This is a genomic window from Streptomyces sp. NBC_01571 (assembly GCF_026339875.1).
Classification (GTDB): domain Bacteria; phylum Actinomycetota; class Actinomycetes; order Streptomycetales; family Streptomycetaceae; genus Streptomyces.
Genome location: NZ_JAPEPZ010000001.1, coordinates 4,435,849 through 4,456,356 on the forward strand (window position 1 = coordinate 4,435,849; position 20,508 = coordinate 4,456,356).

The 20,508-nt window shown below is 70.3% G+C and carries 19 protein-coding genes; 14 read left to right on the forward strand and 5 right to left on the reverse strand.

Features of this window, described 5'->3' with window-relative positions; translation table 11 throughout:
- The first annotated feature begins 112 nt into the window (after nucleotides 1–112).
- Nucleotides 113–1,636, forward strand: a complete 1,524-nt coding sequence (locus OHB41_RS19800; protein WP_451289659.1) for an LCP family protein — start codon at nucleotides 113–115, stop codon at nucleotides 1,634–1,636.
- 69 nt (nucleotides 1,637–1,705) lie between these two features.
- Here the strand turns inward: OHB41_RS19800 and OHB41_RS19805 are convergent, their stop codons facing one another.
- Nucleotides 1,706–3,010, reverse strand: coding sequence for an LCP family protein (locus OHB41_RS19805; protein WP_266699555.1), 1,305 nt, complete (start codon nucleotides 3,008–3,010; stop codon nucleotides 1,706–1,708).
- Between the two features lie 120 nt (nucleotides 3,011–3,130).
- On the opposite strand from OHB41_RS19805, the gene OHB41_RS19810 reads away from it, so the two are divergent.
- From OHB41_RS19810 to OHB41_RS19820, 3 genes are all read left to right on the forward strand, one after another.
- A complete protein-coding gene (locus OHB41_RS19810; RefSeq protein ID WP_266699556.1) occupies nucleotides 3,131–3,679 on the forward strand; it encodes an acyl-CoA thioesterase in 549 nt (182 codons plus the stop codon).
- 104 nt (nucleotides 3,680–3,783) lie between these two features.
- Nucleotides 3,784–4,422: an HAD family hydrolase gene (locus OHB41_RS19815; protein ID WP_266699557.1), complete on the forward strand. Its 639-nt coding sequence runs from the start codon at nucleotides 3,784–3,786 to the stop codon at nucleotides 4,420–4,422.
- A gap of 1,496 nt (nucleotides 4,423–5,918) precedes the next feature.
- On the forward strand, nucleotides 5,919–7,586 hold the full coding sequence (locus tag OHB41_RS19820; RefSeq protein ID WP_266699558.1) for an LCP family protein: 1,668 nt from the start codon (nucleotides 5,919–5,921) through the stop codon (nucleotides 7,584–7,586).
- Between the two features lie 113 nt (nucleotides 7,587–7,699).
- Here OHB41_RS19820 and OHB41_RS19825 read toward each other — a convergent pair whose 3' ends face one another.
- The gene (locus tag OHB41_RS19825; protein WP_266699559.1) at nucleotides 7,700–8,170 is read right to left on the reverse strand and encodes a DUF2690 domain-containing protein; all 471 of its coding nucleotides are present in this window, start codon (nucleotides 8,168–8,170) and stop codon (nucleotides 7,700–7,702) included.
- Nucleotides 8,171–8,267: 97 nt separating this feature from the next.
- On the reverse strand, nucleotides 8,268–8,690 hold the full coding sequence (locus OHB41_RS19830) for a spore-associated protein A (RefSeq protein ID WP_266699560.1): 423 nt from the start codon (nucleotides 8,688–8,690) through the stop codon (nucleotides 8,268–8,270).
- 214 nt (nucleotides 8,691–8,904) lie between these two features.
- Here OHB41_RS19830 and OHB41_RS19835 point away from each other — a divergent pair, with 214 nt between their 5' ends.
- The 5 genes from OHB41_RS19835 to OHB41_RS19855 all read left to right on the forward strand — a co-directional run bounded on the left by OHB41_RS19835 (nucleotide 8,905) and on the right by OHB41_RS19855 (nucleotide 13,738).
- Nucleotides 8,905–9,351 (forward strand): hypothetical protein, encoded by a 447-nt coding sequence (locus OHB41_RS19835; RefSeq protein WP_266699561.1) that lies wholly within the window; start codon nucleotides 8,905–8,907, stop codon nucleotides 9,349–9,351.
- A gap of 95 nt (nucleotides 9,352–9,446) precedes the next feature.
- Nucleotides 9,447–10,415, forward strand: coding sequence for a hypothetical protein (locus OHB41_RS19840; RefSeq protein WP_266699562.1), 969 nt, complete (start codon nucleotides 9,447–9,449; stop codon nucleotides 10,413–10,415).
- Nucleotides 10,416–10,431: 16 nt separating this feature from the next.
- A complete protein-coding gene (locus OHB41_RS19845) occupies nucleotides 10,432–11,769 on the forward strand; it encodes an efflux RND transporter periplasmic adaptor subunit (RefSeq protein ID WP_266699563.1) in 1,338 nt (445 codons plus the stop codon).
- Nucleotides 11,766–12,476 carry an ABC transporter ATP-binding protein gene (locus OHB41_RS19850; protein ID WP_266699564.1) on the forward strand — a complete coding sequence of 237 codons (711 nt, stop codon included), beginning with the start codon at nucleotides 11,766–11,768 and terminating at the stop codon, nucleotides 12,474–12,476. The genes OHB41_RS19845 and OHB41_RS19850 overlap by 4 nt, the downstream gene beginning before the upstream one ends.
- An 80-nt stretch (nucleotides 12,477–12,556) precedes the next feature.
- Nucleotides 12,557–13,738, forward strand: a complete 1,182-nt coding sequence (locus OHB41_RS19855; RefSeq protein WP_266699565.1) for an ABC transporter permease — start codon at nucleotides 12,557–12,559, stop codon at nucleotides 13,736–13,738.
- Between the two features lie 115 nt (nucleotides 13,739–13,853).
- Here the strand turns inward: OHB41_RS19855 and OHB41_RS19860 are convergent, their stop codons facing one another.
- On the reverse strand, nucleotides 13,854–15,011 hold the full coding sequence (locus tag OHB41_RS19860; RefSeq protein ID WP_266699566.1) for an acyl-CoA dehydrogenase: 1,158 nt from the start codon (nucleotides 15,009–15,011) through the stop codon (nucleotides 13,854–13,856).
- A 176-nt stretch (nucleotides 15,012–15,187) separates the two neighbouring features.
- Between OHB41_RS19860 and OHB41_RS19865 the strand changes: the two genes are divergently transcribed.
- From OHB41_RS19865 to OHB41_RS19880, 4 genes are all read left to right on the forward strand, one after another.
- Nucleotides 15,188–16,531, forward strand: coding sequence for a UDP-glucose dehydrogenase family protein (locus OHB41_RS19865; RefSeq protein WP_266699567.1), 1,344 nt, complete (start codon nucleotides 15,188–15,190; stop codon nucleotides 16,529–16,531).
- A gap of 319 nt (nucleotides 16,532–16,850) precedes the next feature.
- Nucleotides 16,851–17,990: an AI-2E family transporter gene (locus OHB41_RS19870; protein ID WP_266699568.1), complete on the forward strand. Its 1,140-nt coding sequence runs from the start codon at nucleotides 16,851–16,853 to the stop codon at nucleotides 17,988–17,990.
- Between the two features lie 100 nt (nucleotides 17,991–18,090).
- Entirely contained in the window at nucleotides 18,091–18,648 is a 558-nt protein-coding gene (locus tag OHB41_RS19875) for a hypothetical protein (RefSeq protein WP_266699569.1), read from the forward strand.
- A 55-nt stretch (nucleotides 18,649–18,703) separates the two neighbouring features.
- Nucleotides 18,704–19,291 carry a hypothetical protein gene (locus OHB41_RS19880; RefSeq protein WP_266699570.1) on the forward strand — a complete coding sequence of 196 codons (588 nt, stop codon included), beginning with the start codon at nucleotides 18,704–18,706 and terminating at the stop codon, nucleotides 19,289–19,291.
- Between the two features lie 151 nt (nucleotides 19,292–19,442).
- Here the strand turns inward: OHB41_RS19880 and OHB41_RS19885 are convergent, their stop codons facing one another.
- Entirely contained in the window at nucleotides 19,443–20,021 is a 579-nt protein-coding gene (locus OHB41_RS19885; RefSeq protein WP_266699571.1) for a CGNR zinc finger domain-containing protein, read from the reverse strand.
- 90 nt (nucleotides 20,022–20,111) lie between these two features.
- Between OHB41_RS19885 and OHB41_RS19890 the strand changes: the two genes are divergently transcribed.
- A complete protein-coding gene (locus OHB41_RS19890) occupies nucleotides 20,112–20,489 on the forward strand; it encodes a VOC family protein (RefSeq protein ID WP_266699572.1) in 378 nt (125 codons plus the stop codon).
- Nucleotides 20,490–20,508 lie beyond the last annotated feature (19 nt).

Sequence of the window (20,508 nt, forward strand, 5' to 3'; positions counted from 1 at the left end):
CCGCGAATGGGGGACACGGGCGCGCGCCGCCCTGCCTACGGGCCGGGCAGCAGATCGTATCTGCCTACCGTGCTCACGCATCCCCACGCCCAGCCTCGCGGAGGTGTCCCTCTTGCCCACGTCGCCCCGCTCCGCCGCCCCGCCCCATGCTCCCGACCCCGCCCGCCCGCGGCGGCCTCCTCACCAGGGCCGCCCGCAGCCGTCCCGCACCCGGCGGCCTCCGGCGCGGCCCCCCGTACGGAGGAGGAAGCCGCGCTGGGCCATGCGGGTCGTCACCACGCTGTCGGTGGTGGTCCTCGCCTCGGCGGGCATCGGGCACGCGGTGGTCACCAGCCTCGACGAGGACATCACCCGGGTCGACCCCTTCAAGGACATGAAGAACCGCCCCGCGGCGGGCCACGGCATGAACATCCTGCTGGTCGGCACCGACGGCCGCGACAGGATCACGGAGGGGGAGCGGCGCAAGTACCGACTGGGCGGAGCCCCCTGTCACTGCACCGACACGATCATGATCGTGCACATCGCGGCGGACAAGGAGCGGGCCAGCGTCGTCAGCCTGCCACGCGACTCGTACGCCGAGACGCCCGCGCACACCGACCAGACCACCGGGACACCGCACGGCGCGCACCCGATCAAGCTCAACGCGGCGTACGCGGAAGGCGGCCCGCAGCTGACCGTGCGCACCGTCGAGAACATGACCCACCTGAAGATCGACCACTACCTGGAGGTCGACTTCACCAGCTTCATGAAGACCGTGGACGTGCTCGGTGGCGTCGACATCTGCACCACGCGTCCCCTGAAGGACGCGTACACGGGACTCGACCTGACGGCCGGCACGCACGAGCTGAACGGCGGGCAGGCGCTGCAGTACGTGCGCTCCCGGCACGTCGACGGTGCCTCCGACCTCGGCAGGATGCAGCGCCAGCAGCGGTTCCTGGCGGCACTGATCAGCCGGGCCACCTCCTCCGGGGTGCTGCTGAACCCGATGCGGTTCCGTGACGTCACCCGCGCCGTGCTCGGCTCGGTCCGCGCGGACAAGGGCTTCGGCACGGACGAGCTGCTGGACCTAGGCCGGGCGATGCGCAACTTCTCCCCTTCCTCCTCCGAGTTCACCACCGTGCCGATCGGGCAGATGGGCTACGCCGTGAAGGGCATCGGCTCGACGCTGAAGTGGGACGGGCCGAAGGCCGCCCACCTCTTCCGGTCGCTGCGCGACGACAAGCCGCTCGCCCCGCCGCACCAGGCGGCCGTGCGCAACGCGGTCGCACGCGTCGAGGTGGCCCCGCAGCAGATCCACGTCCAGGTGCAGAACGCGACCTCCACCGAGGGCCTCGGCAGGCGGGTGGACGGCGCGCTCGCCGCCTCCGGGTTCCGTACGACCGGACAGCCCACCGCCGCGCGGGAAACCGGGCTGAAGCACACCGTCATCGCGTACGACCCCCGCTGGGACCGTTCCGCGCGCTCCCTGGCGGCGGCGCTGCCGGGCAGCGAGCTGCGCGCGGTCGCCGGACAGGGGCCGGTGCTGAAAGTGCTCGCGGGGGCGGACTTCAAGGAGGTCAGACGGGTACGGGTCGACGCTCCGCCCCAGGCGGAGTCGTCCGCCGTGGTGACCGGCGACGAGGTGCTGTGCCCCTAGGGCCGGCCGTGACAGGGCCCCGCCGAGATGCTCGGCGGGGCCCTGTCACGGCTGCGGGGCGTCGGGTCCTCAGTTGCCCGAGACCGTCACCTTGTCGTCGTTCTTCAGCTCGTCGACCAGCGCCTTGACCTTGGTCTTGTCCCAGACGAGGTTGCCGCCCGTGGAGCCCGAGATCGGCATGTTCATGGACTTGCCGTCGCCGCCGGTGACTCCCTTCATCGCCCAGAACATGTCCGCGAGGTCCCACAGGCTCATGTCCTTGTCGACGGTCAGCGAGTCCAGGCCCGCGCCCATCGTCGGGTAGAGCGTGAAGGGGTTCAGGACCGTGGTCGGGGTCGCGACCTGGTGGGCCAGGGCGGCCAGGAACTTCTGCTGGTTCTTCGTGCGCTCCAGGTCCGAGGCGGCGAAGGCGTGCCGGGTACGGACGAAGGCGAGGGCCTGCTCGCCGTTCAGCGTCTGCTTGCCCGCCTTGAAGTCGGCGCCGGAGTACTTGTCCTTGAAGCCCTTGTCGAGGGTCATGTCGACGCCGCCGACCGCGTCCACGATCTTCGCGAAGCCGCCGAAGCCGATCTCCACGTAGTGGTCGATGCGCAGACCGGTGTTGAACTCGACGGTCCGCACGAGGAGTTCGGGGCCGTCCTCCGCGTACGCCGCGTTCAGCTTCACGTGCCGGCCGGTGCCCTGGTACGTCTTGCCGGAGTCGGAGCCCTTGTACGTCGGTATCTCCACGTCCGAGTCACGGGGCAGCGAGACCAGCGTGGAGCCGTTGTCGCCGGTGTGCAGGATCATCATGGAGTCCGTGCGCTTGCCCTCGGCGGACCCGGTGTGCAGCTTCTTCTTCTCCTCGGCGGACATGCCGGCGCGGCTGTCGGAGCCGACGATCAGATAGTTCGTGCCCTTGCCCCCGTCGGGCCGGTCGATGACCTTCGACAGATCCACGTCACGGTGGAGCTTGGAGTCCGCCCAGAAGTACGTGCCGACGGAGACCACGACCAGCAGCGTGACCAGCGTGATCGCGGTCCACTTGATCCGGCGCCGCCAGTTCGGCGCGGGGCGCGGACCGCGGGTGCCGGTGCCACCGGGACCCTGCGGACCCCCGGGGCCGTTCGGCGATCCGTAGACCTGGCCGGTGTTGTAGCCGGAGTCGTATCCGTTGTCGTAGTCGTCGCCGTACCCCTGGCCGTCCCCGTAGTTCGGCTGCTGGGGCACTCCGCCGTAGGGCGGGGCGCCGGGGCCCGGACCGGGCGAGGCCGGGCCGCGCCGAACCTGCCGCATGACGCGGGCGCTCTCGGGCTGTGCGCCCGCGCTGCCGCGACCGTACCGGTTGCCGCCGTTGTTGCGGCTGTCGTCCCACCCGTCGGGCCAATCGTTCATGCGGACCAGTGTGCAGGGCCGCACCATGCGCCTAACAAGAGAGGGAGGAGATCTGGGTCACGCCTGTTGCAGATCTGATGCAAAGCGGACCGTGTCCGCACCCCGCATAGGGTGGAGGGCATGACAGACCACGCGCCCACTCCGGAATCCGATATTCCGGGTAAGCCGACCTCCGCGTCCCGAACCACCCTCAGCCACATCATGACCCACAACGACACCAACCTCCTGGGTACGGTGCACGGTGGAGTGATCATGAAGCTCGTGGACGACGCGGCGGGCGCGGTGGCCGGGCGGCACTCCGGCGGGCCCGCGGTGACCGCCTCCATGGACGAGATGGCCTTCCTCGAGCCCGTGCGCGTGGGCGACCTCGTCCATGTGAAGGCCCAGGTCAACTGGACGGGCCGGACGTCGATAGAGGTCGGCGTCCGCGTGCTCGCCGAGCGGTGGAACGAGTCCACGCCACCGCAGCAGGTCGGCTCGGCCTATCTCGTCTTCACCGCGGTCGACGCCGACGGCAAGCCGCGCCGCGTCCCGCCCGTCCTGCCGGAGACCGAGCGGGACGAACGCCGCTACCAGGAGGCCCAGATCCGCCGCACCCACCGGCTGGCCCGCCGCCGGGCGATCATGGAGCTGCGGGAGAAGCGGGTGGCGGACGGCCTGGACGTGTAGAGCCCGCGGCGCACGGTGTCGCGGAAGTCACCCGGTGCCGCGGAAATACTGAGACTGCCCGCCCTGGTCGACGGCTTCCCGGGGCCGGATGTCAGGGTGGCGGCATGACCCTCTCCCCCGCCTCCCGCCCCACCTCGGACGGTCGCCCCTTCGACGCGGTGCTGTGCGACGTCGACAACGTGATCCGCGTCTACGACCCGTCCCGCCTGAACGCGCTGGAGCGCGCCGCCGGACTGGCCGAGGGCACCACCATGAAGCTGGCCTTCGCACCGGACACGGTGCTGCCACTGGTGGTCGGGCGGATCACGCCGGACGAGTGGGCGCGGTCGGCCGTGCGGGGCCTGGCCGGACTGGTGTCGCAGGAGACGGCCCGGGAGCTCGGCGGGGCGCTCGTGCGGACGCCGTTCCGGGCGGACGCGGCGGTGGTGTCGCTGCTGCGCGGGGTCCGCGCCCAGGTGCCCCTGGTCCTCGTCACCAACACCTCGGTGCAGTTGGAGGAGGACCTGGAGGTCCTGGGTCTGACGGACCTCGCCGACCATGTGGTCAGCAGCGCGCGGGTGGGCATCGCCAAGCCCGACCGGCGCATCTACGACATCGCCGTCGAGCGGGCCGGCGTTCCGGCCGAGCGCTGCCTGTTCGTGGACGACACCCTGGAGAACGTGGAGGCGGCGGCCGCACTCGGGATGCGGGCCGTCCACTACCGCGGCCCCGAGGACCTGCGCCGCGCGCTGGGCGCCCTGTGACCACCGGTCGGCAAGGGGGCCTTGGCCCCGCCCCCCGACTCGTCCCGTGCTGTCCTTTCCTGACGACTGCCGGCGGCGGGCCAGGGGCTGAGGTGGCCGCGCCTCCGACGCACGTCATGCGGTAACTCCGGGAACACCGACGCCCCTCCTCACGCGTTCCCTGGCCGGGGAGCCGCGCCCGGACGACAACAACGCGGGCTGCGCAGAAGGGCTCCGCTCCCGCACCGACCAGGGAAGCGGGTTTACCGGGTGCCCCTTCCGCCCCGCCCGCTCACGAACCATCTCCCGCTCGAACTCGGGTGGGGGCACAACAGGCAGTCGCCCCAAACCCGCCTCGCCGAAGCGGCGTTGACCAGCTGGGCCCTGCCCGGCGTACCGCGGGACCCCGCCCACCGACGGCGCCCACGGGTAAAGCGTCCACCAAGGAACGATCTTTATTCCCCGGAAATAAACTAATTGACCGGTTGTACGGGAGTGGCATTACTCACCGCTGTCGCTCGATGCTCAACTTGGCCGATAGTGTGAGCGATCCGGCGTGCTTGACCACGAGTCGCGCGTTGCCCGAGCGCATGACCGACCGAGGGCTTTGGGGGGCTGGTACGCCGCGTGGCCCCGACGGAGGACAAGACGACCGTGGACGCGCAAGGCCATGGATGGGCAGACAGCATCGACGCATCGGACCAGTGGGTGCCGAACCCCCGGGCTGTTGGGTTCGAGCTGCGACCTGGCCCGTCCGATGGCCCGGAGCCCACGGCACCAAGCCGCCGCCGCTCTGGCCGGACGCTGAAGAAGTCGACAGGCAAAAGGTTTCTGTGGACCAGTGACACCCCGCCGTACGTCCTGGCCGCCGGCACGAACGCCGTCCACTTCAGCCCTGCGGACACCGGCGTCCTCCTGCTTGTCTCCAAGCGCATGATGAAGTGCGACTCGGCGGATCGGACGAACGCGACCGCGTCGAGCGCCCCCCGGGACCTCCTCGCCGACATCCCGGACGTCGGCATCCACAACGCGGACGCACCCGGCGGTTCCGCCCGGACGACCCTTGTTCGGTCGCAGAACCAGAAGGGCGTGCTCAGGTCCACTCGGCTCGGCCACGCCGCCGCGAAACAGCGGGGGACGGTTCTGAAGCCGTCAGGAGCGCGGGCAACTCGCAGGGAATGTCGGCGATCGCGCTGCGCTCGGTGAGGACTTCAAGTGTGCGGGCGTACCGGTCACCGCTCCGACGAAGGCACCGGCCTGGCGTTCCACGGCCGACAGCCAACGGGTTCAGGTGCGTCTGGTGACCTCAAGGCGTGATTCTGCGTCTCACTGAGTGGAGGAACTCGGCAACGCACGAAACGTGCCGTGGCCGAGACTTCGTCCGGCCTGTGCCCAGACTTTCCGAGGCACACGGTCGAGGGGGAAGGCGACATGGTTGCCCCGGTCCGTACTAGGACGTGTGCCGGGACGCGAAACGAAGCCGCGGTGAGGATGCCGGGGGCGGGAGGGGCAGGAGAATGACACGAAGCAGCGTGCGCAGAGAAGGGGCTCTGCCGCGCACTCGGCGCGGCGACGAACCTGGTGACGCGGGCGAGACGCAAGGCGCGGGCAGCGGACGGCACAAGGAGGGCGCGCGGGCGCGGTCCGGCGACCGCGATCCGCAGGGCGGCAGCCGGAGGCGCGGAGCGGAGCCGAGACCCCCGCGCCCGAAACGGCGAATACTGCGCTGGTCGGCGATGACGCTGACGGTGGTGATACTGGGCACCGCCGGCGCGGGTTACCTCTACTACGAGCACCTCAACAGCAACATCAAGAAGGACAAGCTCAACCTCGGCGACGACGCCGCGCCCAAGGCGACCGCGAACGCCGCCGGTCAGAGTCCGCTGAACATCCTGATGATCGGCTCGGACAGCCGGAACACCGCGGAGGACCTCAAGCTGGGCGGGTCCAAGGGGGATGTGGGCCGCCCGCCGCTCGCGGATGTGCAGATGCTGGTGCACGTCTCGGCCGACCGCAGCAACATGTCTGTGGTCAGTCTCCCGCGCGACACCATGATCTCCATCCCCAAGTGCACCGACCCGCACACCCACAAGGTGTACGAGGCGCTCTCCCTGTCCATGGCGAACGAGTCTCTGGGTCGTGGCGGCCCCGGCTGCACGGTCGCCACATGGGAAAAGCTCACCGACATCCACATCGACCACTTCATGATGGTCGACTTCTCCGGGGTCGTGTCGATGGCGGACGCCATCGGTGGCGTCCCGGTCTGCGTTCGTCAGAACGTCTACTCGCACACCTCGGACGGCCACGGATCGGGCCTGAAGCTGAAGGCTGGCACCACGCCGGTCAAGGGCAAGCAGGCCTTGCAGTGGCTGCGCACCCGCTACGGCTTCGAGGACGGCACCGACCTCGGCCGTACCCACGCCCAGCACATGTACATGAACTCGATGGTGCGCCAGCTGCGCGAGAACGCGACGCTCAGCAACCCCGACGAGATGCGCAGCCTGGCGGAGACCGCGACGAAGGCGCTCACGGTCGACGAGGGTCTGGGAACGGTCAAGAAGTTGTACGACCTCTCCGAGGACTTCAAGCAGGTGCCCACCAAGGGCATCACGATGACGACGCTGCCCACGGAGCAGTGGTCGCAGGACCACAACCGGCTGGTGCCCATGCCCGGTGACGCCGACCAGCTCATCTCGATGATCCGCAAGGACACTCCGCTGAACGGCCACGGCGCGAAGCAGAAGGCCGAGCAGGCGTCGAAGGACCCCGCGGCACCGAACGGCCAGATCGCCGTGCAGGTCCGCAATGGCACCGGGGTGCACGGCCAGGCCCCGACGCCCCAGCGTGCCCTGGCAGTCGAACAGGCACTGCAGGACAAGGGGTTCACCGAGGCCACGAAGGACACGGAACTGACCCCCGAGGCCGAGACCACCGTCCTCTACCCCAGTGCCGATCTGGAGGGCGACGCCCAGGCGGTGGCCAAGGCGATGGGGGTGCCGGTGGGCTCGGTACGCAAGTCGACCGATGTCTCGGGAGTCACGATGATCGTGGGTGCGGACTGGCGTACCGGGAACACCTATCCGGCATCCGCGCAGCCGACGAAGGCGCCCAAGTCGGCCGCCGTGCTGAGCGGTGACAAGGAGGACGCGTGCATGGAGATCCAGAAGGGGTTCACCTGGGGGTGAGCGGGGCTCGCTGACCGCGTCGGCGGACAGCGAGCCCACGGCGAAGGGGCCGCAGCTCCGTGAAGAGCTGCGGCCCCTTTCGGCGCGTGCCGGTGATCAGCGCGCGTGGGAGATCAGTACGCGGCGGTCCGAGTCTGGATCTCGCCGCTGACGATGTCGATGTATCCCTTCGCGAAGGACGTCATGCCCTTGTCGTACACCTGCGGGGTGTAGCACTGGCTCTGCCCTTGGCTGATGGTGCAGCTGTACGAGCGTCCATCGTCGTTGCGGGTGACGGTCGCCGCAGCGCAGGCGTAACCGGCGGAAGCGTTTCCGCATGCGAACTGGGTGTAGTTGAGCGTGAGCCTGGCCCAAGCGGTGTGACACTTCAGGCTGTAGCGCAGCTCGATGGTGCCCTGCGTGCCGCCGGCGTTCTTCATGGGCGCGGACGCGACCGTGGTCCCGTCGTCGGCGCAGCCGGTGGATGCCGGGCTGGTGCCGTCGTTGGTGTACGCCTGCGCGGCTCCGGTGGCGGCGATCACCGACAGGGCGACGCCTCCGGCCAGCACGCCGACGCGAGCGAGAGCTCTCTTCTTCACGTTCATTTCTACCCCCTGGACATGAAACGCCGCTGACGGAGGATCATTTTCACGTCAGTCAGGCGCTGTTGATAGGAACGGGTCGGGTGGGAAGTGGCGGCGATCAGCTGCAGTGGTCGTTCCACTGGATGTCGGTGACGCCTGAGCTGTAGGCGACATAGCCGCCCCAGTCGATGCAGTGATGCGCGGCGTAGACGTACCGCGGACCCGCGTAGTACCGGTACTGGCCCGAGTCCTCGTTCCAGTTGCCCCCGGAGACCTCGATCTCGGCGTTGACCCACTGCGTCGTACCGGTGTTGTTCATCGTGACGACGCAGTTGTAGCCGTTGGAGCTGTTGTACGTGAGGTACGTGGTACCGGCGCCTTGGAAGCCCACGCTCATGGAGTCGATGACGCTGTAGCCGCTGCCGCAGGCGCCGTTGTACCCGGCGGCCTGTGCCGGAGACGCGGCGAGGACAAGGCCCCCGACAGTGATCGACAGCGCCGCGGCACATCCCGCGAGTCTCCTGCGCATGGACATGGTCATCGCCAATCCCCCATAAGACTCTCCCGATCGATCGTTTGATCGACTGGCAGATCATGACCGACGGATTCTTGTCATGGCAAGGGCATATTTCGTCCCCGTGGGCCACAACAACCGCACCAGTTAAGAAGATTGACGGGACATCACCAAACATGATCCAATTCGGCGTCAACTCGGGTTGCCGCCATTCACATAACACGACATCAAGGGAGTCCTTGTGCGCATCCAGGCCAAGCTCTTCACCGCCGCCGTCGCCGGCGTCGCGGTACTCGGTCTCGCCGTGCCCGCGCAGGCGGTCAACCACCACTCCACCGGCAACGCCACGGGCCGGTGCGGCAACTCGGTGATCGGCGGGGGTAACTACCAGCCGCTGTGCCTCTTCTACGGCCACGACGGCTCCGCCGCGATCTGGGGCAAGGACGGCAGCGTCTCCAACCTGGCCGGCTACACGTTCAAGAGCGGCTCAGGCACCGGCTCCGGCCAAGCGGTGAAGAACAATGCGACCGCCATGGAGTCGGAGTACTTCGAGAACCGTGGTGGCACCGTCTGGGTCAACAGTGGCTACAACGGCAACTACGACTGGTCGTACGACGGCGAGGGCGGCGCGCTCGGCTACACCTGGAACAACAACGCCGCCACCCAGGTCGGCATCGGCGTCGGCTGACCTGACCGACCGCTGAAGGCTGCCTGATCCTCCCCTCTTCCTCGCTGCCGTTCCGGTCCCGGAACGGCAGCGAGGCTCCTTGACGTGAGACACACATGACGATTACCTCTGGCCGGGCGGGCGTCGGACTGATCTGCGCCGTCGCCGCCGTCGGTCTCCTCGCGGGCTGTTCGAACGGGCTCGGCGGCACTTCGTCGCAGGAGGAGAAGCAGCCGAAGCCGACCGTCTCCAGGATCCCCGGCGTCACCTCGATCACGAAGCTCACCGACACCGCGGACCTCGCACTGCCCGTCGACGCCTACATGCCGACGGGGCACGACCTGATACAGACGACCGACGCCATGACGACGCTGGAGCAACGCTGCGTCAGCCGGTTCGGAGCCAGGTACACCCCCACCGAGGCGCGGCTGCCGAACTTCAGCAAGAACTCGCGTCGTTACGGCGTCCCCGAATCCCTCCAGGTCGCCCGGGAGTTCGGCTTCCACATGACGCGGAACGACCCGCGCAGCCTGCCCGAGCACGTGGGCACCCCGCCCTCGCCGGAGGTGCGTACGGTCCTGACCGCCACGTCCGCGCAGGGGCTGGTCGACTCCTACCACGGCATGCGCCTGCCCAGCGGCGGCTGTGTCGGCGAGGCGGACCGCGCCATCACGGGGGGCGACGTGGACCAGCGCGCCGGGCACTCCCCGCTGGCCGAGCAGATCCGGGCGCACTCCTTCGAGTACTCGACGCTGGACCCCCGCGTCATCGCGGCCCAGACGGCGTGGAAGAAGTGCATGAGCGCCCAGGGGTACACGAACTACAAGAAGACGTTCGACGCTTCGGGTGACAAGCGCTGGGGCGCCGCGGCGGCGACGTCGCAGGAAATCGGCGTCGCGGTGGCGGACTGGCAGTGCGCGAAGGGGGTCAACCTCGTGGGCATCTGGTTCGCCGTGGAGAGCGCATACCAGAACGACCAGATCGACAAGCACGCGGAAGAGCTGCAGCAGGCCCGGGAAGGACTGCGGCAGCAGTCGAAGCGTGTCGCGACCGTACTGGCCGGCGGCAAGCTGTCCGGTTCCTGACCGGGGAAGAGAAACGATGGCAGACCTGATGAAGAGCGCGGACGCCGTCCCGCGGCGGTCCGCGCCAGAACCCGACCCCGCAGCGGGCGGCGACCGCACGGCCCGTACCAGCGCCTTGGCCCGTCGTCGTCGTGGCGTGCTCGCGGTGGCGTCGGCGGCCGCGCTGCTGTCCCTCGGCGGGCTCGGCGGTGCGATGCTGGTGAAGTCCCCGGCACAGGCGGCGGCAGACACCCGGGCACCGGAGGCCAGTGTCATCACCGCGTCCGTCGGCTCCGAGCGGCTGGCCCGCACGGTGGTGCTGCGCGGTGACGTGACCAGCGGCGCCACTCTGTCCCTCACGCCTACCGAGGTGGCGGACAGCCGCGCCCTGGGCGGCGCGACCAACCTGGGCGGCTCCTCACCGGTGCTCACCCGAAAACTGGCGCACGTCGGCGACACGGTCAAAGCCGCCGAGCCGATCGTGGAGTTCTCCGGCCGCCCGGTCTACATCTTGCCCGGCCGGATCCCGGCCTACCGCGACATGGTCCCCGGCGAATCCGGCGACGACATCGCCCAGATACAGGGGGCCCTGGCCACACTCGGCCTTTACCACGGTGGCGACAAACACGGCTACTTCGGCGCGGTGACCAAGAAGTCCGTCGTGGCGCTGTACCACCGCCTGGGCTACCCGGTGCCGGTCACCGGGGGCGCCGCGGGGAAGGGCGGCGGGTCGGGAGCCACGGGCGAACCGTTCGTCCCCCTCTCCGAGATGGCGTTCGCCGCCTCGGTGCCGGTCAGGGTCGTCGGCCTGCCCGCGGCCGTGGGCGACAAGGTGTCCGGCCCGGTGGCCTCCCTGGCCACCGGCGGCCTGAAGCTCACCGGGTACCTGGACCCCTCGTACCAGGGCCTGGTCAAGGAGGGCATGAAGGTCCGGATCACCTCCGAGGCTCTCGGCGTGACCGCCAGCGCCGGCGTGTCCTCGGTGGGCGAGCTGGTCACCCCCGGCGACAAGTCCGGATCCCTGCCCTCCGGCGGCGACGCGTCGGACCAGGGTGGGAACGCTCCGGCCAACGGCGGGATCCCTTACCTACCGGTCCAGGTGACGCCCATCGGCACGTGGGACAACCGGCTCGACGGCCAGAACGTTCGGATGACCATCACGGCCGCCGCCACGACCGGCGCGGTCCTCACCGTCCCGGAGGCGGCCATCAACGCCGGTGCCGACGCCCGGACCAGCGTCACGGTGGTGGCGCCGGACGGCTCCCAGCACCGGGTGCGAGTCACGGTGGGCGTATCGGCGGACGGAAAGGTGCAGGTCACACCGACCGGTACGGCACGGCTGCGGGCCCGCGACCGCGTGGTGGTCGGCCAGTGAGCGAACCGACTCCGTCCGCTCCCGTGATCCGGCTTCGGGGCGTCGCCAAGACGTACCCGGGCGCCGTCGCGGTCCACGCCCTGCACCCCACCGACCTCGACGTCGAGCGCGGCGACTTCGTGGCCGTGGTCGGCCCCTCGGGTTCGGGTAAATCCACCCTGCTCAACCTGATCGGCATGCTGGACCGGCCCTCCGCAGGCCGCTACGACTTCGCCGGCACCGACGTGTCCTCCCTCCGGGAACGGGAGCGCACGGCCCTGCGCGGCCACAGGATCGGCTTCGTCTTCCAGTCCTTCCATCTCCTCTCCCACCGCACGGCCACGGAGAACGTCGCCCTGGCCCAGCTGTACGTCACCACGGACCGGCGCGCCCGCGACGACCGGGCGGTACGGGCGCTGCGCACCGTGGGACTCGGCCACCGGCTCGACGCGCTGCCGCCCACCATGTCCGGCGGCGAGCGCCAACGCGTCGCGATCGCCCGCGCGTTGGTCAACCGTCCCGAACTGATCCTCTGCGACGAACCCACCGGCAACCTGGACTCCGTGACCTCGGCGCACGTCATGAACCTGCTCGAAGAACTCCACACGGCGGGGCTCACCGTGGTGGTCATCACCCACGACCCCGCCGTGGCCGAACGCGCCCGGCGTGTACTGACCATCCGCGACGGGCGCCTCCTCAGCGACACCGAACGGCGGTCGGCCGCGTGAGAGCCGACCGCGTGCGAACCGCGCTCCGCCGTGACCGGAACCCGTCCCCGGCGCCCCCGTCACGCCTCCTCATCCGGGACATGTTCGCCGAGTCTCTGGCCGGCCTGGTCCAGCGGCCGGGCCGTTCCGTGCTCACCATGCTGGGCACGGTGCTCGGAGTGGGCGCGTTCGTCGCCGTACTCGGCCTGACCTCGACGGCGGCCGGCCAGATCAGCGCGTCGTTCAACGTGCTGCGCGCCACCACGGTGACGGTGGACGACGTGACACCCAAGTCCGACGAGAGACCCGAGGTCCACTTCCCCCAGGACTCCGACGATCGGATCCAGCGGCTCAACGGCGTGGTGGCGGCCGGCGTCTGGTGGGGCGCCCCACTGCACAACCCGAGGATCGGCACCCAGCCGCTCCCTCCGACCGACAACCCCAGCACCGGAGTGACGGTCTTCGCGGCGTCCCCCGGGGCCCTGAAGGCGATCCAGCCGACCCTGCGGGCGGGCGCTCTCTACAACCACTTCCACGAGAGGCGGGCCGAACCGGTCTGCGTGCTCGGCGCGGGCGCGGCACGCGTCCTGGGCATCACCCGGCTGGACAACCAGCCTGTGGTCTTCATCAACGACAGCGCCTACACGGTCGTGGGCATCGTGTCCGACGCCCAGCGTAAGCCGGAAGCGCTGATGGGCGCGATGCTGCCGACCACGACAGCGCTCAAGGCCTTCGGGCCGCCGACCGACCAGCCCGCCGAAATGATCATCCACACCCGTGTCGGCGCGGCGCGCCTCCTGGCCCACCAAGCCCCGATCGCCCTGCTCCCCGACCACCCCCGCCTACTGCACGCCGCCACGCCGCCGGACCCGCACGCCCTGCGCGACTCCGTGAACACCTCCCTCTCCGGCCTGTTCCTCCTGCTCGCGGCGATCTGTCTGGTGATCGGCGCGCTGGGCATCGCTAACACCACTCTGGTGGCGATCCTGGAACGCACGGGCGAAATCGGCCTTCGTCGCTCACTGGGCGCCCGCCCCCGGCACATTGCGGCCCAGTTCCTGACGGAGTCCACCACCCTGGGCACGCTCGGCGGCCTGATCGGCACGGCGATCGGCGTCTGCACGGTCGTCGTGGTCGCCCTGATCCAGCACTGGACGGCCATCGTCGACCCCCTGACCGTCCTGCCGGCCCCGCTCGTCGGTTCCGTCGTGGGTCTGCTGGCCGGCCTCTACCCCGCGCTGCGGGCCGCCCGCATCGAGCCGCTGGAAGCCCTGCGGCAGTGACCGCCGCGGAAGGCGCCCCGCCGCCCATGCCGCAGGCCGCCAGGAGATCTACGTGTGTCGCCCTCCGCCCGGAGAGGGACGGAGGGCGACCGGGACGCACGGAGTCAGACTCCGCTCACGGCAGGTTGCGCGCCATGACGATCCGCTGGACCTGATTCGTTCCTTCGTAAATCTGCGTGATCTTCGCGTCGCGCATCATGCGCTCCACCGGGTAGTCACGCGTGTAGCCGTAGCCGCCGAGCAGCTGGACGGCGTCCGTGGTGACCTCCATGGCGACGTCGGAGGCGAAGCACTTGGCCGCCGCGCCCTGGAAGGTCAGGTCGGCGTCGCCCCGCTCGGACTTGGCGGCCGCCGCGTACGTCAGCTGGCGGGCGGCCTCTATCTTCATGGCCATGTCGGCGAGCATGAACTGGATGCCCTGGAAGTCGGCGATCGGCTTGCCGAACTGCTTGCGCTCGCGGACGTAGCCCTTGGCGTAGTCGAGAGCACCCTGGGCGATGCCGAGCGCCTGGGCCGCGATCGTGATGCGGGTGTGGTCCAGGGTCTTCATCGCGGTGGCGAAGCCGGTGCCCTCCTCGCCGATCATGCGGTCCGCGGGGATGCGAACGTTGTCGAGGTAGACCTCGCGCGTCGGGCTGCCCTTGATGCCGAGCTTCTTCTCCGGAGCGCCGAAGGAGACGCCCTCGTCCGACTTCTCGACCACGAAGGCCGATATGCCCTTGGAGCGCTTCGTGGGGTCGGTGACGGCCATCACCGTGTAGTACTCGGACTCGCCCGCGTTGGTGATCCAGCGCTTCACGCCGTTGAGGACGTAGGAGTCGCCGTCGCGGACCGCCTTCGTCTTCATGCCCGCCGCGTCCGAGCCCGCGTCCGGCTCGGAGAGGCAGTACGAGAACATGCCGTCGCCCGCCGCCAGGGGCGCCAGGTACTTCTGCTTCAGGGCCTCGGAACCGGAGAGGATCACCGGGAGCGAGCCGAGCTTGTTCACGGCCGGGATGAGGGAGGAGCTGGCGCACACCCGCGCCACCTCCTCGATCACGATCACGGTCGCGAGCGCGTCGGCACCGGCACCGCCGTACGTCTCCGGCACGTGCACGGCGTGCAGGTCGGAGGAGACCAGGGCATCCAGGGCCTCCCGCGGGAAACGGGCTTCCTCGTCGACCACCGCCGCGTAGGGCGCGATCTTCGCCTCGGACAGCGAGCGGATCGCGTCTCGGAGCATGTCGTGCTCCTCGGACGGGCGGTACAGGTCGAAATCAGCCGATCCGGCCAAGGTCTCTCACGCTCCAAAGACGCTAATTACCGTTAAGTAACCCAAATTTTAGGGGCCCGCCCACGGGAGGGATACGTGAGCTTGGCGACAGCGGAAAACCTGCCCGACGAGGGGCCCGGTCATGCCCCGACTATGCTCGGGCAGCGCACCCACGGCCGTATACCCCAGGAGCACGCATGGCCCTCAAGATCACCGTGATCGGTACCGGCTATCTCGGCGCCACACACGCCGCGGCCATGGCCGAACTCGGTTTCGAGGTGCTGGGGCTCGATGTGGTCCCTGAGAAGATCGAGATGCTCCAGCGGGGCGAGGTCCCGATGTACGAGCCGGGCCTGGAGGAGCTGCTGCGCAAGCACGTGGCGGGCATCGAGGGGTCCACCGGGCGCCTGCGCTTCACCATGGACTGGGCCGAGGTCGGGGCGTTCGGCGACGTCCACTTCGTCTGCGTGAACACCCCGCAGAAGCACGGCGAGTACGCGTGCGACATGTCGTACGTCGACGCGGCCTTCGAGTCGCTCGCCCCGCACCTGACGGGACCCGCCCTCGTCGTCGGCAAGTCCACCGTGCCCGTGGGCTCCGCGGAACGGCTGGCGCGGACGCTCGCCGAGCTGTCCCCCGCCGGCGAGGACGCCGAACTCGCCTGGAACCCGGAGTTCCTGCGCGAGGGCTTCGCCGTACAGGACACGCTGCACCCCGACCGGATCGTGGTGGGCGTGCGCGGCGAGCGGTCCGAGAAGCTGCTGCGCGAGGTGTACACGACACCGGTCGCCGAGGGCTCGCCCTTCGTGGTGACCGACTTCCCGACCGCCGAGCTGGTGAAGACCTCCGCCAACTCCTTCCTCGCGACCAAGATCTCCTTCATCAACGCCATGGCCGAGGTCTGCGAGGCGGCCGGCGGCGACGTCGCCATGCTGGCCGAGGCGATAGGGCACGACGAGCGGATCGGCAAGAAGTTCCTGCGGGCCGGGATCGGCTTCGGGGGCGGCTGTCTGCCCAAGGACATCCGCGCCTTCATGGCACGCGCCGGTGAGCTGGGCGCCGACCAGGCGCTGACCTTCCTGCGCGAGATCGACTCCATCAACATGCGGCGGCGCGGCCAGATGGTCGAGATGGCCCGGGAGGCGCTCGGCGGCGGCTCGTTCCTCGGCAAGCGGGTCGCCGTGCTCGGCGCGACCTTCAAGCCCGACTCCGACGACGTACGGGACTCGCCGGCGCTGAACGTCGCCGGGCAGATCCACCTCCAGGGCGGCCAGGTCACCGTGTACGACCCCAAGGGCATGGCGAACGCCGAGCGGCTCTTCCCGACGCTCGGGTACGCCGACTCGGCGGCCGGTGCCGTACGCGGCGCCGATGTCGTCCTGCACCTCACCGAGTGGCGCGAGTTCCGCGAGCTGGACCCCGCCGCCCTGGGCGAGGTGGCCACCGCCCGCGTGCTCCTCGACGGGCGCAACGCCCTCGACCCGGAGCTGTGGCGGCGGGCCGGCTGGACGTACCGGGCGATGGGACGGCCCACCGCCTGACCCGCCCGCTCTCCCCCGCTTGCGGGCCCTTGGCACAGGACCCCACGCTGTCCCTGACGCCCCTTGTGTTCGATCTGTCCCGTTGCGGCCCGGTCACGTGATGCCACGGCGTTGATCGCAGGCGCCTCCTCGGCCACGCGCCTGTCCGGTCCCGGCGACGGAGGGCGGTGACGCACGGGTGACCGACGGATCGCGTCGTGCGCACGGACGGGCGGACGCCCCCGGGACGGGTCCGGATGCGGGCCGCGGCTCCGGTCGTGGCGGGCGACGGGCGCGGTACGTCGTACGGGGGAGCCGGCCCGCCGGCGGAGTGGGCACGGTGGCCCGGGCGCGTACGGCCGGGACGGCGGCCCGGCGCGGCGGCGACCGCGACAGCGTGACGCCGAACGTGAACAGCGGCCTGCGGGTGACCGCCGCGTACGCCTGGCGGCTGCTCGTGCTGGGAGCGGCCGCGTACGCGTGTTTCAAGATCCTGGGGCGGTTGCAACTGGTCGCCGTCGCGCTGTTCCTCGCGCTGGTGGTGACCTCGGTGCTGCGTCCGGCGGCCAATCTGCTGGCACGGTGGGTGCCGCGGGGCGTGGCGGCGGCGGTGAGCCTGGTGGGGAGCCTGGTGGTGGTGTTCGGGCTGCTGGCCCTGGTCGGCAGTCTGGTCGCGGGGGAATCGGACCGGCTGAGCCAGGAGTTCGCCGGCGGCGTCGGACGGATCGAACGGTGGCTGGAGGGGTCTCCCTTCCATGTGGACCACACGGCGCTGGCGAACTTTCAGGACAAGGTGACCTCGTATCTCTCGGAACACCGTGCCGCACTGCTCAGCAGCGCGCTCAGCGGTGCCGGGCGGCTGCTGGAGGTGCTGACCGCCGCCGTGCTCGCACTGTTCTGCTCCCTGTTCTTCATCCTCTCCGGGGAAAGGTTCTGGCAGTGGTTCCAGGGGCTGCTGCCCGAGAGCGCGCGGGAGTCGTGGGACCGCGCGGGACGGGCGGCCTGGCGGACGTTCGCCGGGTACACCCGGGGCATCATCATCGTGGCGGCCACCAACGCCGTGCTGGTGGGCGTCGCCCTGTCCCTGCTGGGCGTGCCGCTGGCCATGCCGCTGACCCTGCTGGAGTTCTTCGCCGCGTTCGTCCCGCTGGTGGGCTCGCCCGTCGCGCTCGGCGTGGCCACGGTCGTCGCGCTGGCCTCTCGGGGTCCGGTGGTCGCCGTCGTCGTCCTCGCCCTGATCGTGGTCATCGGCCAGCTCGAGGGTCATGTGCTGCACCCGCTGGTGCTCAGCTGGGCGGTCCGGCTGCACCCCGTGGTGGTGGCCCTCTCCGTCATCGCGGGCGGCGTCCTGGCCGGGGTGATCGGCGCGGTCGTGGCCGTTCCGATGGTGTCGGTCGCCTGGTCCGTGTTCGGCGCGCTGCGCGGGCCGCCCGTACCGCCCGCACCGGACCCGCGCGCCCCCGACAAACCGCGCCCGTAGCCGCATTCAGGGCATTCCACGCATCTCGTTTCAACCCCGGGGCTGGGGGGACCCGGCAGGTAGAGGCGCACATCGGGCGCCGGCGAGGAGGCTCTGCCCCATGTCAACAGGAACACTTCTGGCCATCATCATTCCTGTCGTGGTGGTGATCGCCCTGATCGCGGTGGTGGCTTCACAGCTCATGCGGCGCCGGAAGCTGCGCGAGCGCTTCGGTCCGGAGTACGAGCGAACGGTGGACAACGCCGACAACCGCTCGGACGCCGAGCGTGACCTCAAGGCCCGCGAGAAGCGGCACGACTCCCTGGACATCCGGCCGCTGGACAGCGGCGCCAAGGACCGGTACACCCGCGACTGGGCCGGCGTGCAGGAAGACTTCGTGGATCACCCGGAGGGCGCCGTGCACGACGCGGACCGCCTGGTGACCTCGCTGATGAACGAACGCGGCTATCCGACCCAGGACTTCGAGCAGCAGCTCAAGGACCTCTCGGTCGAGCACGGCCGCACCCTGGAGCACTACCGGGCCGCCCATGACGTGGACGCGCTCAGTATGCGGCACCAGGCGACGACGGAGCAGCTGCGGGGGGCCATGGTGCACTACCGCGTCCTCTTCGACGAGCTGCTCTCCGACGGCGGCCGTCGCCGCCACGCTCGGGCCTGACCGGCCCGGACCGATCGGAGGAGCGATGCACCGCCAGGACACACGAGGGCATGACATGCCGGACACCGCCACCGAGAGCGGCCTGTCCACCGACGATCTCGCCCAGCCCCGCGACCGGGACACCGAGGGCACGTCGGGCCCTCCGCCGGAAGCGCCGACGTTCCCCGGCGAGAGCACGGCCACACCGAGCGACGCCCCGGAGCGTGACGACACCGGACGCGAGGACACGGGACGCGAGGGTGTCGGGCGCGAGGACACCGAACGCGACGCCGGCGGTCCGGACGACCGGGCCGGGAGCGCCGACACGCAGGCGACGAGCTCGCGGGACCGGACAGCCCGTGGTGACACCGGGGCCACCCAGGACGGAGACGACACTCCCCAACTCCTCAGCCCGCAGGACGAGGAGGCGTTCCGCGCACGCTGGCAGGAGGTGCAGAGCCAGTTCGTCGACGACCCGCGCGACGCCGTGCACACCGCCGACGCCCTCGTCGCGGACGTGATGCAGAGGCTCGCCGCCACCTTCGCCGATCACAAACAGGAACTGGAAGGACAGTGGAACCGGGGCGAGCAGGCCGACACGGAGAACCTGCGCCTGGCACTGCGCCACTACCGCTCGTTCTTCAACCGGCTGCTGGTCACCTGACCCGGTACCGCACGGCACGGCAGTACCCGGACGACGCCGGTCCGGCCGAGGCTCAGTCGGCCGGACCGGCGTCGTCCCACATTCTCCACCGTCCCGATGACCGGCGGGGCCGGTCGGCCCACTTCATTTCGTACGGCTCCGTCGGCTGCTTCTACTTCGCGCGGTAGCGGCGCATCTTGGCGCGCGCCCCGCAGACCGACATCGAGCACCAGCGGCCGCGGCCGGCCGGGGAGCGGTCGTAGTACGCCCAGTGGCAGGTCGGCGCCTCGCAGGCCTTCAGCCGGGCCCAGGTGCCTTCGACGAGCGACTCCGCGATGGCCGCTGCGACTCGTGAGGCGAGGGACTCGTTCGCGGCGGGCAACGGGGCGTCAGAGGCCGCGAGTACGTCAGGGGCCGAAGGGGCGGCCGATGCCGAGGTGACGGCAGGGGCGGCGGGAGCGAAGCCCGCGCCGCCGTCGCGTCCGTCGACCATGAGGTACAGGGGCGCCCCGGCCAGCAGCTCGCCGAGCGGGGTGACCGGCTGGTGCGGCGGGTGGTCGGCGTGCGCCAGGCACACCGCGCGCAGCGACTCGCGCAGTTCGCGTGCCGCCTCCGTGCCGCCTTTCGCGAGGCCGAACGCGGCCCGGCCCTCGGCGGTGTCCAGCCGGTCCGCGCCCGATTCGAGGTCGAGGGTGTTCACCAGGGACTGGATCAGGACCAGTCGTCCGGGCGCGGGTGCGCGGTCGTTCATGGTTGCGACGTTACCTCCTGTGCGGGACCATGCAGTAACCGTTACCCCATTCAGGGGTCTACGGGTAACCATTCTTCCTCAGGAGGAGTCATGGCTCTCGCCGAGCTCGGCGTCGTCGTCCTGGACTGTCCCGACCCGCGCGCACTGGCCGGGTTCTACGCCCAGGTGCTGGGCGGCACCGTGGAATCGGACGAAGGGGACGGAGGCGACACGGACTGGGTGGATCTGAAGGTGCCCGGCGGACAGTCGTTGGCGTTCCAGGCCGCCCCCGGGCACGTACCGCCGCGATGGCCCGCGCCCGAGGGCTCGCAGCAGTTCCACCTGGACCTGACCGTCGACGACCTGGACGCGGCCGAGAAGGGCGTACTCGCGCTCGGAGCGCGGCCGCTGGACACCGAGGACCGCTCGCGGGGCTGGCGGGTCTACGCCGACCCGGCGGGGCACCCGTTCTGCCTCTGCGCCTGCTGACCGGGTCCGGGTCCGGGCG